Annotated in this window: 15 protein-coding genes; 9 read left to right on the top strand and 6 right to left on the bottom strand. The window is 70.6% G+C overall.

All coding sequences use genetic code 11. The annotated features are described in order from the left end of the window. The first annotated feature begins 33 nt into the window (after positions 1-33). Positions 34-447: a zinc ribbon domain-containing protein gene (locus ABZ928_RS46985; protein ID WP_361534408.1), complete on the top strand. Its 414-nt coding sequence runs from the start codon at positions 34-36 to the stop codon at positions 445-447. Positions 448-472: 25 nt separating this feature from the next. Here ABZ928_RS46985 and ABZ928_RS46980 read toward each other — a convergent pair whose 3' ends face one another. Then, entirely contained in the window at positions 473-859 is a 387-nt protein-coding gene (locus ABZ928_RS46980; protein WP_361534111.1) for a PPOX class F420-dependent oxidoreductase, read from the bottom strand. A 115-nt stretch (positions 860-974) separates the two neighbouring features. Here ABZ928_RS46980 and ABZ928_RS46975 point away from each other — a divergent pair, with 115 nt between their 5' ends. The 3 genes from ABZ928_RS46975 to ABZ928_RS46965 all read left to right on the top strand — a co-directional run bounded on the left by ABZ928_RS46975 (position 975) and on the right by ABZ928_RS46965 (position 4,332). Continuing rightward, a complete protein-coding gene (locus ABZ928_RS46975) occupies positions 975-1,976 on the top strand; it encodes a hypothetical protein (RefSeq protein ID WP_361534108.1) in 1,002 nt (333 codons plus the stop codon). 60 nt (positions 1,977-2,036) lie between these two features. Beyond that, positions 2,037-2,855 (top strand): SAM-dependent methyltransferase, encoded by an 819-nt coding sequence (locus tag ABZ928_RS46970; protein WP_361534105.1) that lies wholly within the window; start codon positions 2,037-2,039, stop codon positions 2,853-2,855. 97 nt (positions 2,856-2,952) lie between these two features. After that, positions 2,953-4,332, top strand: a complete 1,380-nt coding sequence (locus ABZ928_RS46965) for a S1 family peptidase (protein ID WP_361534102.1) — start codon at positions 2,953-2,955, stop codon at positions 4,330-4,332. A gap of 95 nt (positions 4,333-4,427) precedes the next feature. On the opposite strand, the gene ABZ928_RS46960 is transcribed toward ABZ928_RS46965, so the two are convergent. Beyond that, positions 4,428-4,592 (bottom strand): hypothetical protein, encoded by a 165-nt coding sequence (locus tag ABZ928_RS46960; protein ID WP_361534435.1) that lies wholly within the window; start codon positions 4,590-4,592, stop codon positions 4,428-4,430. A gap of 80 nt (positions 4,593-4,672) precedes the next feature. After that, positions 4,673-5,836 (bottom strand): ROK family transcriptional regulator, encoded by a 1,164-nt coding sequence (locus ABZ928_RS46955; RefSeq protein ID WP_361534099.1) that lies wholly within the window; start codon positions 5,834-5,836, stop codon positions 4,673-4,675. 169 nt (positions 5,837-6,005) lie between these two features. Between ABZ928_RS46955 and ABZ928_RS46950 the strand changes: the two genes are divergently transcribed. From ABZ928_RS46950 to ABZ928_RS46935, 4 genes are read left to right on the top strand one after another with little or no spacing between them, the layout of a single operon-like run. Further along, entirely contained in the window at positions 6,006-6,971 is a 966-nt protein-coding gene (locus ABZ928_RS46950; protein WP_361534096.1) for a sugar ABC transporter permease, read from the top strand. A gap of 17 nt (positions 6,972-6,988) precedes the next feature. Beyond that, positions 6,989-7,918, top strand: a complete 930-nt coding sequence (locus ABZ928_RS46945) for a carbohydrate ABC transporter permease (protein ID WP_361534093.1) — start codon at positions 6,989-6,991, stop codon at positions 7,916-7,918. A 10-nt stretch (positions 7,919-7,928) separates the two neighbouring features. Beyond that, a complete protein-coding gene (locus ABZ928_RS46940; protein WP_361534090.1) occupies positions 7,929-9,272 on the top strand; it encodes a sugar ABC transporter substrate-binding protein in 1,344 nt (447 codons plus the stop codon). A 14-nt stretch (positions 9,273-9,286) separates the two neighbouring features. Continuing rightward, a complete protein-coding gene (locus ABZ928_RS46935) occupies positions 9,287-10,486 on the top strand; it encodes a Gfo/Idh/MocA family oxidoreductase (RefSeq protein ID WP_361534405.1) in 1,200 nt (399 codons plus the stop codon). Between the two features lie 29 nt (positions 10,487-10,515). On the opposite strand, the gene ABZ928_RS46930 is transcribed toward ABZ928_RS46935, so the two are convergent. Continuing rightward, entirely contained in the window at positions 10,516-11,211 is a 696-nt protein-coding gene (locus ABZ928_RS46930) for a L,D-transpeptidase (RefSeq protein ID WP_361534087.1), read from the bottom strand. 79 nt (positions 11,212-11,290) lie between these two features. After that, positions 11,291-12,688 (bottom strand): PLP-dependent aminotransferase family protein, encoded by a 1,398-nt coding sequence (locus ABZ928_RS46925; RefSeq protein ID WP_361534084.1) that lies wholly within the window; start codon positions 12,686-12,688, stop codon positions 11,291-11,293. 131 nt (positions 12,689-12,819) lie between these two features. Here ABZ928_RS46925 and ABZ928_RS46920 point away from each other — a divergent pair, with 131 nt between their 5' ends. Next, entirely contained in the window at positions 12,820-14,205 is a 1,386-nt protein-coding gene (locus ABZ928_RS46920) for a pyridoxal-dependent decarboxylase (RefSeq protein WP_361534081.1), read from the top strand. A 19-nt stretch (positions 14,206-14,224) separates the two neighbouring features. Here ABZ928_RS46920 and ABZ928_RS46915 read toward each other — a convergent pair whose 3' ends face one another. Next, positions 14,225-15,490: an MFS transporter gene (locus ABZ928_RS46915; RefSeq protein ID WP_361534078.1), complete on the bottom strand. Its 1,266-nt coding sequence runs from the start codon at positions 15,488-15,490 to the stop codon at positions 14,225-14,227. Between the last annotated feature and the right edge of the window lie 2 nt (positions 15,491-15,492).

Below are 15,492 nucleotides of genomic sequence, written 5' to 3'. Positions count from 1 at the left end.
GTGATTCCGGCCGAGCGCAGGGAGTTGACCAGCGTGTACCACCACTCAGGAAGCGTTGCCCGTCAGGGGTTCGGCTCCGCCACGAGCCTTCTGGAACCCTCGGCCCCGGCCTCCGACGCCCTGCTCTACCAGCGCTGCAACTGGTGCGGCACCGCGATGTACCACCGGCTGCTGTGTCCGGTGTGCCAGGGCAGCGATCTGCGCACGGAGCGCAGCGAGGGCGTGGGCACGGTCCGGCACTCCACGATCGTGCACCGCAACACCCCCGCCGCGCGCAATGTGTCGATGATCGAGATGACCGAGGGCTTCGTCGTGCGCGGCCGGGTCATGGGCCCGCCCATCGGCATCCACAGCGGTGACCGCGTGCGGCTGTCCCAGGCGAAGGACCCGGTCCGCGGCGAGCCGGTCTTCCAGCTCGTCGACGAGCCCTACCGCGCCTGGACCTGATCCTTCCCGTCCCACACCCCCTGGATCAGCCGGTGAGGGTCACGCGCAGCCCGATGGTGCCGTCGGTGCCGCGGCGCAGCCGGCTGCCGAGGAGGCTGAGCCGGCCCATGAGGCCGTACTTGCGGGCGATCAGCTTGCGGTAGTGGGCGCTGATGCCCGCGTCGCAGATCTCCGCGGTGGCCGGGACGGGGTCACCGGTGGGGTTGCCGCGCAGGTCGCAGGGGCCGACGAGGATGTCGGCGCGGGCCCGGATCCGCTTGACCTTCCAGGAGTCGGCGACCGTCCATACGCCGAGGGCGTCCCCGTCGCGCACCACCCACACCGGGGTGGGGACCGGAGTGCCGTTCTTGCGGTAGCTGGTGATCAGCAGGTATTTGCCGGCGCCGAGCCGGTCCAGCGGCGAGTCATTCATGGCAGGGAGTCTAGGCAGCGCCCACAGGTACGGCCCCGGCGCGTCGTCACATCGGTTCATCTCGGGTTTCGTCCGGGGGATGCTGAGGGTGACGGACTGGACAGGGGGCTTCGGAGTGACCGGGAATCCTGAGAACGGCGCACGGGGCGCGCTGGAGGTCGTCTGCGACGAGTCGGGGTCGGACGGGGAGAACCTGACCGGCGGCAACACCGATGTGTTCGCGCACGCGAGCGTGTCCATGCCGGTGGATGTGGCCGCCGCGTACGTCCAGGAGGTCCGGGACCGGATCCGTTCGCCCGCCACCGAGTACAAGGCGACCCATCTGCTGCGGGAGAAGCACCGGGACGTCCTGGAGTGGCTGCTCGCGCCGTCGGGGCCGCTCGACGGGCAGGCCCATGTCCTGCTCGTCGAGAAGGCGTTCTTCGTCGTGGACCGGGTCGTCGACCTCCTGCTGGGCGACGCGTCGGAGGCACTGGACCTGTACCGGCAGGGGCGGCGGGCTTTCGGTGAGGAGCGGTGGCAGGGGTTTCTCGACGCGGCCAACCGGCTGCTGCGGGTCCGCACCGACGGGGAGCGCGGCGACCCCGTCGACGGCTTCTTCCGCACGGTGGACGATGTGCGGCGCGCGCATCCCCGTATGACGGCCCTGGAGCGGCTCGCGTCGGCCCGCCCCCGCGCCGACGCCTACCGGGCCCGGCTCGCCGAGGGGCCGCCGCTGATCCCCGTACTCAATCCGCTGTTGCCGGCCGTCGTCCGCACGCTCGCGCACTGGAGTGCGGGCGGCCGGACCGTGCGGCTGGTGCACGACCGGCAGAACATGCTGACGGAGCGGCGTATCGCCTGGATCGGGGAGCAGGCGGTGCGGGCGGGGATCCGGTTCGGCGGGATGGAGCTCGGGCAGGCACGCTGGGATCCGCGGATCGGGCTCGCGGACTTCCTGGCCGGGATCGCCCGCAAGGTCGCCTCCGACGAGCTCAACGGGCGGGCGGATCCGGTGCTCGTCGTGTTGCTGCGCCCCTTCGTGGGGCCGGCGTCGGTCTGGGGCGACGAGCGAAGTCGGGTCTCACTCATCGAAAATGCGTCCGCACCCTCACCAAACATCAACTCCGCGGTTTAGATTGCCGGTTGAAGCAGCACCCACTGCTTTCCAGCCAGGCATTCCAGGAGAACGAGCCCCGTGACGGACGCCGAGGACCTCGCCGCGACGCTTCGCCGGCGGATCAACACCCTGCAACCGCACACGGCCCGGATCTGGAACTACTGGCTGGGCGGCGGGGATTACTACGAGGTGGACCGCGTCGCGGGTGACCGGATCCGTGAACTGCACCCGGACATCGGCGAGTACGCGCGCGCCGACCGGCTGTTTCTGGGGCGCGCGGTACGTCATCTGGTCACCGACGCCGGGATCCGGCAGTTCCTCGACATAGGCACCGGGCTGCCCACCGCGGAGAACACCCACGAGGTGGCGCAGCGTGTCGCCCCGGAGTCGCGGATCGTCTACGTCGACAACGACCCGCTCGTCCTCGCGCACGCCCGCGCCCTGCTGACCAGTACGCCCGAGGGCGCCACGGACCATCTCGACGAGGACCTGCGCAATGTGGAAGCCATCCTCCGACGGGCCGCCGCCACCCTGGACTTCACCCGCCCCGTCGCTCTGATGCTGCTCGGCGTGGTCATCTTCATCGGCGAGGACGAGGACCCGTACGGCATCGTGCGGCGGCTCATGGACGCGCTGCCCTCCGGGAGCCATCTCGTCCTGTCGCACACCGTCGTGCGTCCGGAGATGCCGGACGTGGACGAGGCCGTGCGGTTCTGGAACGCGCACGGCACCCCCAGACTCACCCAGCGCACCCCCGAGGCGGTCACCCGTTTCTTCGACGGCCTGGACCTGCTGGAGCCCGGGGTGGTCTCGTGCTCGCGGTGGCGCCCTGAGCGGGTGAACGGTGTCGAGCCGGTGGAGGTGGCGATGTACGGCGGAGTGGGGCGCAAGCGCTGAACGGAGGCCGCCCGGGCCGCGTATGACAGGGGGGTGCTCAACAACCGGAGTGCCTCGCGGTGTCGACGCCGCGCTGTTCGGGGTTCGGGAGCCATGCATGAGGCACGCACGACGACGGGTCGTCCGGCGGGTGACACGGCTGGCCGCAGTCGGCGGACTTCTTCTGGGCGGGGCGATGGTCACCCAGGCGGTGGCGAGCGAGCCCGCGGGCACCTCCGCCGCGCCGCGTACGACCGCGCAGTCGGCCGCGGTGACGGGCACGGGCCTGGTGACGAAGCTCGGCACCGCCCGTACGGCGGGCACCTGGATCGGCTCGGACGGTAAGCCGGTCGTGGCCGTCACCGACGAGGAGGCGGCCGCCGACGTCCGCCGGGCGGGCGCCACGGCGAAGGTCGTCCCGCACAGCATGAACGAGCTCAAGTCGGCGACCAGCACGCTGAGTTCGGCGCCCCGGGTGGCCGGTACGGCGTGGGTCGTGGACTACCGGACCAACGAGGTGGTGGTCCAGGCCGACCGAACCGTCTCGGCGTCCGACTGGACCGCGCTCACCAAGGTCGCCAGCAGCATCGGCGGCTTCGTCCGGATGGAGCGCAGCCAGGGCGCCTTCACCACCCGGGTCAACGGGGCGCAGCCGATCCTGTCGACCGGCGGGCGCTGTTCGGCGGGCTTCAACGTGACCAACGGCCAGCGTGACTTCATCCTCACCGCCGGGCACTGCGGGCCCACCGGCTCGGTCTGGTTCGCGGACAACCGGGGCCGCACCCAGATCGGCGAGACCGTTCAGCAGAACTTCCCCGGCGCCGACTTCTCCCTGGTCCAGTACGACAGCGGCAAGGCGGGCGACGGTGCCGAGGTCGTCGCGATCGGCAACGGGAACGGCGTACGGATCACGGGTGCCGCCGATCCGTCGGTCGGGCAGCGGGTGTTCCGCAGCGGCAGCACGAGCGGGCTGCGCGACGGGACGGTGACGGCGGTCAACGCCACGGTCAACTACCCGGAGGGCACGGTCACCGGCCTGATCGAGACGAACGTGTGCGCCGAACCCGGGGACAGCGGCGGGCCGTTGTTCTCCGAGGGGATCGCGCTCGGCGTGACCTCGGGCGGCAGCGGTGACTGCACGGTGGGCGGTACGACGTTCTTCCAGCCGGTGACGACGGCGATGACCCAGCTCGGGGTGCAGCTGATCGTGGCGGCGCAGCAGGCCGGTGCCGGGCAGCAGAGCGCCTCCCCGGCACCGTCCGCGACGGCCCCGGCGGGCGCGGTCGCACCCGGTGCGGCCACGCCGGGTGCGACGACCCCCGTGGCGGGCGGAAGCGTCGGACAGACGCTGCTGGCCCGGCTCACCGACACCCGGAACATCGGGCCGGGACTGCTGGTGATCGGGGGCAGTCTGATCGCGCTGGTGGCGACCCGGTACATCCGGGCCGAGCAGGACCGCAAGGCGTATCAGCGGTACTACTCGGCGACCTGGGGCTGACGACGGGCGGGGACGGGAGGCGTGCGCGAGAGGTGTACATGAGAAAGGCACCCGCGTGAGCGGGTGCCAGGTGGTGGTGCTCCGAGGAGGGGGCGTCAGACCGGCTGCGGGGCCGCGGCGGCCCACTCCAGGACGAGCCGCTGGTACTCCTCGCGCTGCTCGACGCTCAGTGTCCCGCCCGACCGGAACCACAGGGCCCGGATCTCCTCGTTGACCTCGTCTGCCGTCCTATCGAAGGCGGGTTCAACAGTGGTGGACATGCTGTGAAGCATACGGCGCCCGAGGTGAAGGCCGCGTGAGTAAGTACGACCAATACGGACATTACGGACCGTGTTGCTGATCACGCCTCCGTCGCCCCGAGCACCAGCACCTGGATCGCCAACACGGCCGCTCCGCGCGCCCAGTCATGGAAGTCGGACACCTTGGTCTCCAGGTCGACGGGGGCGGCCAGCGGATCGCGTCCGGCACGGATCGTGTCGTCGACGGTCTTTCCGGCGACGTCCATCAGGCCGACCCCTTCGCCGGCGAGCAGGATCTTCTGCGGCATCACGAAGTTGGAGATCTGGGCGACCAGGGTGCCGAGGGCGCGGGCGGCCTCGTCGATGACGCGGGCGGGCAGGGGTTCGCCCGCGGCGGCGAGGGCGAGGATCTCCTCGTAGGTGTGGTCGCGGCCGGTGCCCGCGTGGACCTGGTAGCGGATGTTGGGGATGGTCAACAGCGAGACGGCGCTGCCGCGTTCGCCCTCGGGTGTGAGCGGTCCGTTGGGGTTCACGATCCAGTGCCGTCCGAAGCCGCGGTCCTCCTCGGCGCAGGGCACCCGTCGGCCGCCCAGGACGAGTCCGTAGCCGAGGCCGGCGCCGATGGTCAGGACGACGAACCGGTCGAGGCCGCGACCCGCGCCGAACCAGGTCTCGGCCTCCACCAGGGCGGCGACGTCGTTCTCCACGACGACCGGCAACCCCGTGCGCTCCTCGACGAGTTCGGCCAGCGGGACGTCGCGCCAGTGCAGGAAGGGCGACTCCCCCACGACGGCCCGCTGCTGGACCAGGCCGCCCACCCCGATGCCGATGCCGGCGAGGCGGGCGTGGTGGGCGCGGGCGAGCTCGGCGGTCATCTCCGCCAGCAGATCGGCGACTTCGGCCGGGTCATGGCTGGGCAGGGGGCGGTCATGGCGGGCGACGATGTGGCTCCTGAGGGTGGTGACGACGCCGTACACCATGTCGTCGGTGACCTTGAAGCCGATGAAGGAGCGGGAGTCGGCGACGACGTCGAGGGGCTGCGAGGGGCGGCCGGTGCGCGCCTCGGCCGGTGCGCCCGCCTCGGGGACCTCGATCAGCAGGCCCGACTCGATCAGCGGCTTGGTGAGCCGGGTCAGGCTGCCCGCGGACAGGTCAAGCCGGCGGGCGAGCTCGGTGCGCGACAAGGGTCCGTTGACGAGCACCTCGATCGCCACCGAGCGCTCACCGGGGCTCAGTGGATGCCAGCTGGCGGCTGCTGCGGTCATGCGGGTCAGTCTCCCCCCTCAGATTTCTTTCGAGATGAAAGCAATATGGCCACTCTATGCCGTCCGGGACGCCCGGAAAAGATGTTTGCACACCCCTTGACGCCCGGATTCTTTCGCCACAAAAGTAAGTGGCCCGAGGACGAGCCGCCGTAGACGAGGGAGTCTCCCGATGACCATCGCCTCCAGCAGCCCTCCGTCACGTCTGCCTGTGGGCGGCGGCGAGACGGCGGGGACGACAACCGGGACGCGGAAGGCGAGGGCCCGCGAGGGCGGGGGTGACGGACGGCTCGCCGCGGTGTTCATCGCGCCGGCGCTGCTGGGCTACCTGGTCTTCCTGCTCTGGCCGACGCTGCGGGGCATCTATCTCAGCTTCACCCGCTTCAACCTGCTCACCCCGGCGGAGTGGGTGGGCCTCGACAACTACGTCCGGATGGTCCACGACCCGATCTTCTGGAACTCGCTCACCGTCACCGTCGAGTACGTGGTCATCAACATCGGGGTCCAGACGGTCGCGGCGCTCGCCATCGCGGTCCTGCTCCAGCGGCTGACCCAGTCGGCGACGCTGCGGGGCGTCGTCCTGACCCCCTATCTGATGTCGAACGTGGTCGCGGGCCTGGTCTGGCTGTGGATCCTCGACACCCAGCTCGGCATCGGCAACCAGATCATCAGCGGGCTCGGCTTCGACCGCATCCCGTTCCTCAACGACGAGACCTGGGCCATCCCCACGATCGCCCTGATCAACGTGTGGCGGCACGTCGGCTACACCGCCCTGCTGCTGTTCGCCGGACTCCAGGCGATCCCGAACGACATGTACGAGGCGGCCAAGGTGGACGGCGCGAGCGAGTGGCGGATGTTCTGGCGGATCACCATGCCGCTGCTCAGGCCGGTCCTCGCGGTCGTTCTGATCATGACGGTGATCGGTTCGTTCCAGGTGTTCGACACGGTCGCCGTGACGACCGCGGGCGGTCCGGCGAACGCGACCAACGTCCTCCAGTACTACATCTACGGATCCGCCTTCGGCCGCTTCCAGTTCGGCTACGCCTCGGCGATGTCCGTCGCCCTGCTCGTCGTGCTGAGCGCGATCACCGTCCTTCAGTACCGGCTCACCCGGGCCGGCCGGACCGACCTCGGCTGACGGAAGGAGACACCGACATGGCCACGATGACGACCGCCACGACCACGACGCCCGGTGCACGACCGGTCCGGCGCGGGTTCTCCCCCGGCCGGGCCGCCGCCTGGACGGTGATGGGGCTGATCGTTCTGATCACCCTGCTGCCGTTCTACTGGATCCTGCGCACCGCGCTGTCCAGCAACGCGGGGCTCAACGCCGACCCTTCGAATCCCCTCCCCGTCGACCTCAGCACCAGCGGTTTCGAACGCGCCCTGGGACTCCAGTCCGCCGAGGAGGCGATCGCCCAGGGCGGGGCGGGCGGCGGGCTGGACTTCTGGCGCTATCTGCTCAACTCGGTGATCGTCTCAACCCTGATCACCGGCTGCCAGATCTTCTTCTCCGCCATGGCCGCCTACGCCTTCGCGCGGCTGCGCTGGCGCGGCCGGGACAAGGTGTTCGCCCTGTTCCTGGCCGGGCTGATGGTGCCGACCATCTTCACGCTGCTGCCGAACTTCGTGCTCATCAAGCAACTCCACCTGGTGGACACGCTGTGGGGCATCGCGCTGCCGAGCCTGTTCATGACGCCCTTCGCGGTGTTCTTCCTGCGGCAGTTCTTCATGAACATCCCCCGCGAGGTCGAGGAGGCTGCGCTCCTGGACGGCGCCGGGAAGGTCAAGATCTTCTTCCGGGTGATCCTGCCGATGGCGTCCACGCCGATCATCACGCTGTCCGTGCTGACGTACATCACCTCCTGGAACGACTACTTCTGGCCGCTGATGGTCTCCTACAGCGACTCCTCGCGGGTGCTGACCGTGGCGCTGGCGATCTTCCGGGCGCAGACCCCGGCGACCGGCGTCGACTGGTCCGGGCTCTCGGCGGCGACGCTGATCGCCGCGCTGCCGATGCTGGTGCTGTTCGCCTGCTTCGCCCGCCGCATCGTCAGCTCCATCGGCTTCACCGGGATCAAGTGAGGGACCTGGAATGCGACTTCGTACGCTGACCGCGCTGGCCGGAGCGCTGGCCCTGTCCCTGGCGACCGGCTGTGCGCGGGGCGACTCCACGGGGGCGTCCGCGAACACGGTGACGTACTGGCTGTGGGACGCCAACCAACTGCCCGCCTACCAGGCCTGCGCGAAGGGGTTCGAGAAGGCGAACCCCGGACTGCACGTCAAGATCACCCAGTTGGGCTGGAGCGACTACTGGACCAAGCTCACCGCCGGGTTCATCGCGGGCACCCAGCCGGACGTCTTCACCGACCACATCCAGAAGTTCGGGCAGTTCGCCGATCTGAAGGTCCTGGAACCGCTGGACGACCTCGACATCCAGGACTCCGCCTACCAGCCAGGCCTCGCCGCCAACTGGATCGGCCAGGACGGCCACCGCTACGGCACCCCCAAGGACTGGGACACCGTCGCCCTCTTCTACAACGACAAGATGGCCAAGGAGGCCGGTCTCACCGCCGAGCAGCTGAACAGCCTTTCCTGGAACCCGAAGGACGGCGGGACGTTCGAGAAGGCCATCGCCCACCTGACCGTGGACGAGAACGGCAGGCGGGGCGACGAACCCGGCTTCGACAAGGACAACGTCAAGGTGTACGGGCTCGCCTCCAACGGCGGCGGCTACGGCGACGGCCAGACGCAGTGGAGCATGTTCACCGCGTCCGCCGGGTGGGACTACACGGAGAAGGCGCGCTGGGGCACCGAGTACCAGTACGACAGCAAGACCTTCCAGTCCGTGATCAAGTGGTACTTCGGGCTGGCGAAGAAGGGCTATCTGGCCCCGTTCTCCGACTACAACGTGCAGTCCAACCAGTCGAACACCCAGGTCGCCGCGGGCAAGGCGGCCGCCTCCTTCGACGGCGCCTGGATGATCTCCACCTACGCCGGCTTCAAGGGCCTGGACATCAAGAGCGCCCTGACTCCTGTCGGACCGACCGGCCGGCGCGCGACCATGATGAACGGCCTTGCCGACTCCGTCACCAAGGCCTCCAAGAACAAGGTCAACGCCCGTAAGTGGGTGGCCTATCTGGCCTCCGACGCCTGCCAGACGGTGGTCGGGAAGGCCGGGGTGGTCTTCCCCGCGACGCCCGCCGGCACGGAGGCCGCCATCGCCGCCTACAAGAAGAAGGGCCTCGACGTCACCGCGTTCACCGAACCGGTGGCCGACAAGAAGGACTTCCGCACCTTCTCCTACCCGATCACCAACTACGCGGCCGACGTCACCGCGCTCATGCAGCCCGCCATGGAGGACATCTACGGCAACGGCAAGCCCGTGAGCAGCCTCGACGAGACCAACGACCAGATCAATCTGATCCTCGACCAGTGAAGGGCACCGCATCCATGACGTTCTCCCTCGGCATCGTCGGCGCCGGGCAGTTCTCGGGCCAGTTCGCGAAACTGTTCCTGGCCCACCCCGGCGTCAGCGACGTCCACGTCACCGACCTCCTGCCCGAACGCGCCGAACTCCTCGCCGCCGCCGAGGGGTTGACCGGCACCTTCCCCTCGTACGAGGCGATGCTGGAGTCGAAGGCCGTCGACGCGGTCGCGATCTTCACCCAGCGCTGGACGCACGGCCCGCTGGTGGTGCAGGGCCTGAACGCCGGCAAGCACGTGTACTCGGCGGTGCCCATGGCGATCACCACCGAGGAGATCGCGGCGATCATCGACGCGGTCCGGGCGACCGGACTGACGTACATGATGGGCGAGACCAGCCAGTACAACCCGGCGACCGTGCACGCCCGCAACCAGATCGCCGAGGGCGCGTTCGGGCGGCTCTTCTACGCCGAGGGCGACTACGTCCACGACATGGACCTGGGGTTCTACGAGGCGTACCGGTACAGCGGCGGCGACGACTGGAAGGCGACCGCCAGCTATCCCCCGCTGCTCTACCCGACGCACTCGGTGGGCGGGGTGCTCGGCGCCTGGCAGACGCACGCGGTGAGCGTGTCGGCGATCGGCGTGGTCGACGACCGCGGGGACGGGGTCTTCGACAAGGAGGTCAGCCAGTTCGGCAACGACTTCTCCAACGCCACCGCGCTGTTCGAGGTGGCGGGCGGGGGTTCGTTCCGTACGAACGAGTTCCGGCGGGTGGGCTATCCCTCCCACATCCGTGAGTCCCGTTTCCGGTTCTTCGGCACGGAGGGGAGCATGGAGCAGCTCGCCACCTTCGCGCTGTGGCAGGACAAGAAGGGCGTGAAGGACATCAGCGAACTGCTGGAACCCAAGCCCACACTGTCTCCTGACGATCCGTCACTCCAGCACATCGCGCCGGACCTGCGGGCCGCCTTCACCTCCGGTTCCGCTCCGGTGCACGACCGGTCGCGGCTGCCGAGGGAGTTCGACAACCTCCACAACGGGCACGAGGGCAGCCACCACTTCCTGGTGGACGACTTCGTGACCGCGGTCAACTCCCGCACCCTGCCGTCGGTCAACGCGTGGGTGGCGGCCCGCTACACCCTGCCGGGCATCATCGCGCACGACTCGGCGCGGCAGGGCGGGGCACGGCTTCCGATCCCGGACTTCGGGGACGCGCCTCAGTGAGACGCCGACCGTGAGCCGGGTGCCAGGGATCAGGTGCCCGGCTTGCGGCCGTACACGAAGACGTCGTCGCCCTTCTTCAGCAGCGACCAGTACTTCTTGGCGGTCGTCTTCGTCATGTTGACGCAGCCGTGCGAGCCCGGCGGGTTCCACATGCTGAGGTTGACCGAGTGGAAGGCCTGGCCGCCGTCGAAGAACTGGCTGTAGGGCATGGGCACGTTGTAGATGTTCGAGACGTGGTCGATGTCCCGCCAGTAGATCTTCTTCAGACCGGTGCGGGTCTCGTAGCCGTCACGGCCGGTACGGACGGGCACCGGGCCGTAGACCAGCTTGTCGCCGTCCTGGATCCAGCTCAGCTGGAGGGTCAGGTTGACGCAGGCGATCCGGCCCTTGTTCACCGGGCACTTGCCGTCCTTGTTGGGCTTGTTGCCCACGGCCTTCTGCTTGTTCATCAGGTCCATCACACCCCAGGTGACGGAACCCGCGTAACCGGCGTTCGGGGTGATCCCGTGCTTGTTCTGGAAGGCCTGGATCGCCTTGCAGTCGGTGCTGGACTGCTTGCCGTCCACGGGGAGGCCGAGGAACTTCTCGACCTGCTTCTGGTACGGCCCGGTCTGTGTCGTGCAGCTCGCCGCCTGCGCGGGCGCGGCGCCCAGCGTGAGGGTGAGCGGTGCGATCAGTCCGGTGATTCCGAGAGCGACTGCCCCTCGTCTGCGTATGTCCCCCATGGCGGGCCCTTCCCCTTTGCGCGGTCCTGTACGAGCTGCCTGCTAGACCGGTGCGCGGGGCCGGCGGTTGTATGCCTGCTCAGGCTGTGACGAAACGGTGAACTTCCTGCTCGGAGCAGCGGCGCAGCAGGCCCGCCGCGCGGGTGAGGACATCCGGGGTCGCCGTGAACGGCAGCCGGAGGTGGTGGGTGAGCGTGCTGCGGTCGGCGGCGAAGTGCGGACCGGGCGTCACCGCGAGGCCGAGCCGGGCCGCCCGGGCGGCGAGCTCCGTCGCCGCCGTGTCCGCTCCCAGGTGCGGCCACAACGACAGACCGCCGTCCGGGATCGTGTACGTCCATCCCGTCCCGTCGAGGAGTGCGGCGAGGTGGTCGCGCTGGGCGCGCAGCCGGGCCCGCCGGTCCTCCAGTACGGCGTCGATGCCCTCCCCGAGGATCTCGGACGCGATGAGCTGTTCCAGGGGCGGGGGCGACAGCTGTGCTTGGAGGGGGTTGCGGCGCAGGTGTCGTACGAGATCGGCGCCGGCGCGGATCCAGCCGACCCGCAGCCCGCTCCAGACGGTCTTGCTCGCCGAGCCGATCTGGATCACTCGGGGGCCCGCGAGGTGGGGTTCGGCGCCCGGTTGGGCTCTCAGGTCCAGGTCGCGCATGGTCTCGTCGGCGATGACGGTGAGCGGGAGGCGGGCGATCCCGGCGCGGGTCGCGGCGTCCATGTGGGCGCCCGTGGGGTTCTGGAAGTCCGGGATGAGATACGCGAGTCGGGCGCCGCGGGTGCGGACCGCGGTGCCGAGGTGGGCCGTGTCCCAGCCCGCCTCCGAGGTCACCGGGATGGACAGCAGTCTCGCGCGGCGGGCGCGCAGGACCGCCAGGGCGCCCGGGTAGGTCGGGCTCTCCACGGCGACCGGGCGTCTGCGGTCGGTGTGGAGGTGGTCGAGGAGCAGGGTGAGGGCGGCCTGGGCGCCGGAGGTGACGAGGATCTGTTCGGGGCGGGTGGCGAGGCCCGCGCGGGTGTAGCGGTCGGCGAGGAGTTCACGGAGGCGGGGCAGACCGGCCGTGGCGACGCCCGAGTCGACGAGGAGGGACGCGCTGAGTTCGGCGGCGCGGGCGAGGGCGGCGAGGTAGGCGTCGTGGGGTGCGGCCGTGACGGCGAGGGTGAGGTCGAGGTCCGCGTCGCCCGCTCCGCCGCGGTCCAGGGACCAGGGCGTGGTGCGTTCGGTGAGGCGGGCGGGGAGCCGGACCAGGCTGCCGCTGCCGTGCCGGGTGTGCAGCCAGCCGTCGTCCCGCAGCAGGGTCAGGGCGGCGACGACCGTGCCGCGGCTGAGGCCGAGGACGCGGGCGAGTTCGCGCTCGGAGGGCAGTCGGGTCCCGGCGGGCAGCCGGCCGTCGACGACCGCCTCGCGTACGGCCGCCGCGAGCGTGTGTGTCAGTGGTCCGCGCCGCTCGCGCCAGGCGCCGAGGGCAGTGGCGAATCCCGTCGTCATCGGTCCAGTCTGGCCCAGGTGGACCAGGTGTCGGACGGTGCCCCCTTCTCGGCGGTCTGAGCCGCAGCCCTGATCCAGTTTGGATCAAGTGGACCAGGCGCGGAGCAGAAGCCCCTCCTAGGCTGCCGCTCATGCACCGTACTCTCGCCGACGATCTCTCCCGGCTTCCCGAACTCCTCCAGTCCGCCCGCGACCTCGCCGCCCGTGAACTGGCGGGGCTGGCCGAGCGGCCGGTCGTGCGGCTCGACAAGGCGCCCGACCGCGAGGCGCTGCCGACGGGGGGTGCCGGGGCGGAGGGGGCGCTCGCGCGGTTCGCCGAGCGGTGGGCGCCGGGTTTCTCGGGCTCGGCGGGGCCGCGCTACCTCGGCTTCGTCACCGGCGGGGCGACGCCCGCCTCGGTCGCCGGGGACTGGCTGACGAGCGCCTACGACCAGAACGGCTCGGGGGCGGTGGGGTCCTGGGCGACGGCCCTGGAGCGGGAGACCGTCGACTGGCTGCGCGAGCTGTTCGGGCTGGGCGCGGCGCACAGCGGGGCGTTCGTCACGGGGGCGACCGCGTCCAACACCGTGGGGCTCGCCCTCGCTCGTGAGTGGCTGGGCGAGCGGCAGGGGGTGTCCGTGTCACGGGACGGGGCGGCGGCGCTCGGCCCGGTCGAGGTGCTCTCCGGGAGCCCGCACTCCAGCATCGGCAAGGCCCTCTCCGTGCTCGGCATCGGCCGGGACAGGCTGCGGACCGTGCCCGTGCTGCCCGGCAACCGGGAGGCGGTCGACGTCGAGGCGCTGGACGCCGCGATGTCCGGTCTGGAGGGCCGCCCGGCGATCGTGGTGGCGAACGCCGGCACCGTGAACACCGTCGACTTCGACGATCTGCGGGCCGTCGCGGCACTCAAGGAACGGCACGACTTCTGGCTGCACGTCGACGCCGCGTTCGGCGGCTTCGCCGCGCTCTCCCCGTCGTACGCCGATCTCGTCGACGGTCTCGACGCGGCCGACTCCGTCTGTGTCGACCTGCACAAGTGGCTCAACGTGCCCTATGACGCGGCCGTCCAGTTCACCCGGCGCCGGGATCTTCAGGTGGCCGTCTTCCACAACGCGTCGCCGTATCTCGGACTGCCCGCCGGCGAGCCCGACTTCGTGCATCTCACGCCGGAGAACTCGCGGCGGCTGCGGGCCCTTCCGGCGTGGTTCTCGCTCATGGCGTACGGCCGGGACGGGCACCGGGAGATCGTCGAGCGGAATGTCGCGCTGGCCCGTGAGCTGGGTGAGCTCGTCGCCGGGACCGACGGGCTGCGGCTGCTCGCCCCGGTGCGGCTGAACGTCGTCTGCTTCACCCTGGCCAAGGAGCCGACGCAGGAGCGGGTCGACGCGCTGGCCCGAGCGGTGGCCGCGACCGGCGAGGCGTTCGTGACGCCGACCGTGTACGGCGGAGTGCCGGGGCTGCGGGCGGCGTTCAGCAACTGGCGTACGTCGGCGGCTGATGTGGAGCGGATCAGCGGGGCTCTGGCTCGGGCGCTGTGAGCGGGGCGCGAGGGGCGGATCAACTCGGCTGCCTCGCCGGGGTCTTGACCGGGGCGTGCTGCGGGAGTTCGCGGCGGGTGCGGACCGGGGAGAGGTAGACCGGCAGGAAGGCCGTCGCCATCAGCGCGCCCCCGACCCACAACGTGGCGCGTACGCCGATGAGTTCGCCGAGCACGCCCGAGACGGCGGCGCCGATGGCGAGCATGCCGGTCAGGGCGAAGCGGTAGGTGGCGTTCATGCGGCCGAGGAGGTCGTCGGAGGTCATCCGCTGGCGCAGGCTGACGCCGAGGACGTTGTCCGTGCCGGTCTTGAACAGGATCAGGGTCCATCCCGCGCCGGCGATCCACGGCCAGGGCCCGCGGTCGATGAGGGGTACGAGCAGGGCGGCGGGCGCCAGTGCCGCGCCGACCAGGCCGAGGGTGCGGCCGTAGCCCAGTCGTGCGGCGAGGGGGCGGGCGCAGCGGGCGCCGAGGAGGAGGCCCAGACCGCCCGCGGCCCAGAAGAGGCCCAACGCGCCGGCGGGGAGGCCGAGTTCGTGGACGAAGAGGAGGGGCAGCATGGTGTTCACGGTCTGCATGCCCAGGTTGATGAGGGCGGCGGTGAGGGCGAGGGCGCGCAGTTCCGGATTGCCGAAGACGTGCCGGAGGCCTTCGGCGATCTCGTTCTTCAGGCCGGCTCGCCGGGTGCGGTCCCGCGGGCTCTCCTCGCCCCGGATCAGGGTGAGTTGGAGGGCGGAGGCCAGATAGGTGAGCGCCGCGCCGAGGACGGCGACGGGGGCGGTGAGGAACTGGACCATGGCGCCGCCCGCGCTGCGTCCGGCGACGTTGCCGACCGCCTGGAGGCCCACCAGGGCGGCGTTCGCGGGGACGAGGGCCTCGCGTCCGACCAGTCGGGGCAGGGTGCTCTGGGAGGCGACGTCGAAGAAGACGGTCGCGGCACCGTTGAGGAGGACGACGGCGTACAGCTGGGCGAGGGTGAGGGTGTCCGTCCACCAGGCGAGCGGCACGGAGGCGAACAGGAGCGCACGGGCCAGGTCGGCCACGATCAGCACCCGGCGGTGCCGCATCCGGTCCACCCAGGCCCCGGCGGGCAGCCCGATGAGCAGGAACGCCAGCGTACTGAGGGTGGCCAGCGCGCCCACCTGTGCGGGACCGGCGTCCAGCGCGAGGACAGCGATCAGGGGGACGGCGACATAACTGACGTTGGTGCCGAGCTGGCTGAGGGTGCTGGCGGCGAAGAGGGTGCGGAAGTCCGCGCTGCGCCAAGGGGATTCGGTGTCGGGCACAC

Source organism: Streptomyces sp. NPDC046909, assembly GCF_040644695.1.
Lineage (GTDB): Bacteria > Actinomycetota > Actinomycetes > Streptomycetales > Streptomycetaceae > Streptomyces.
This window is presented reverse-complemented; position numbering and strand designations above follow the sequence as displayed.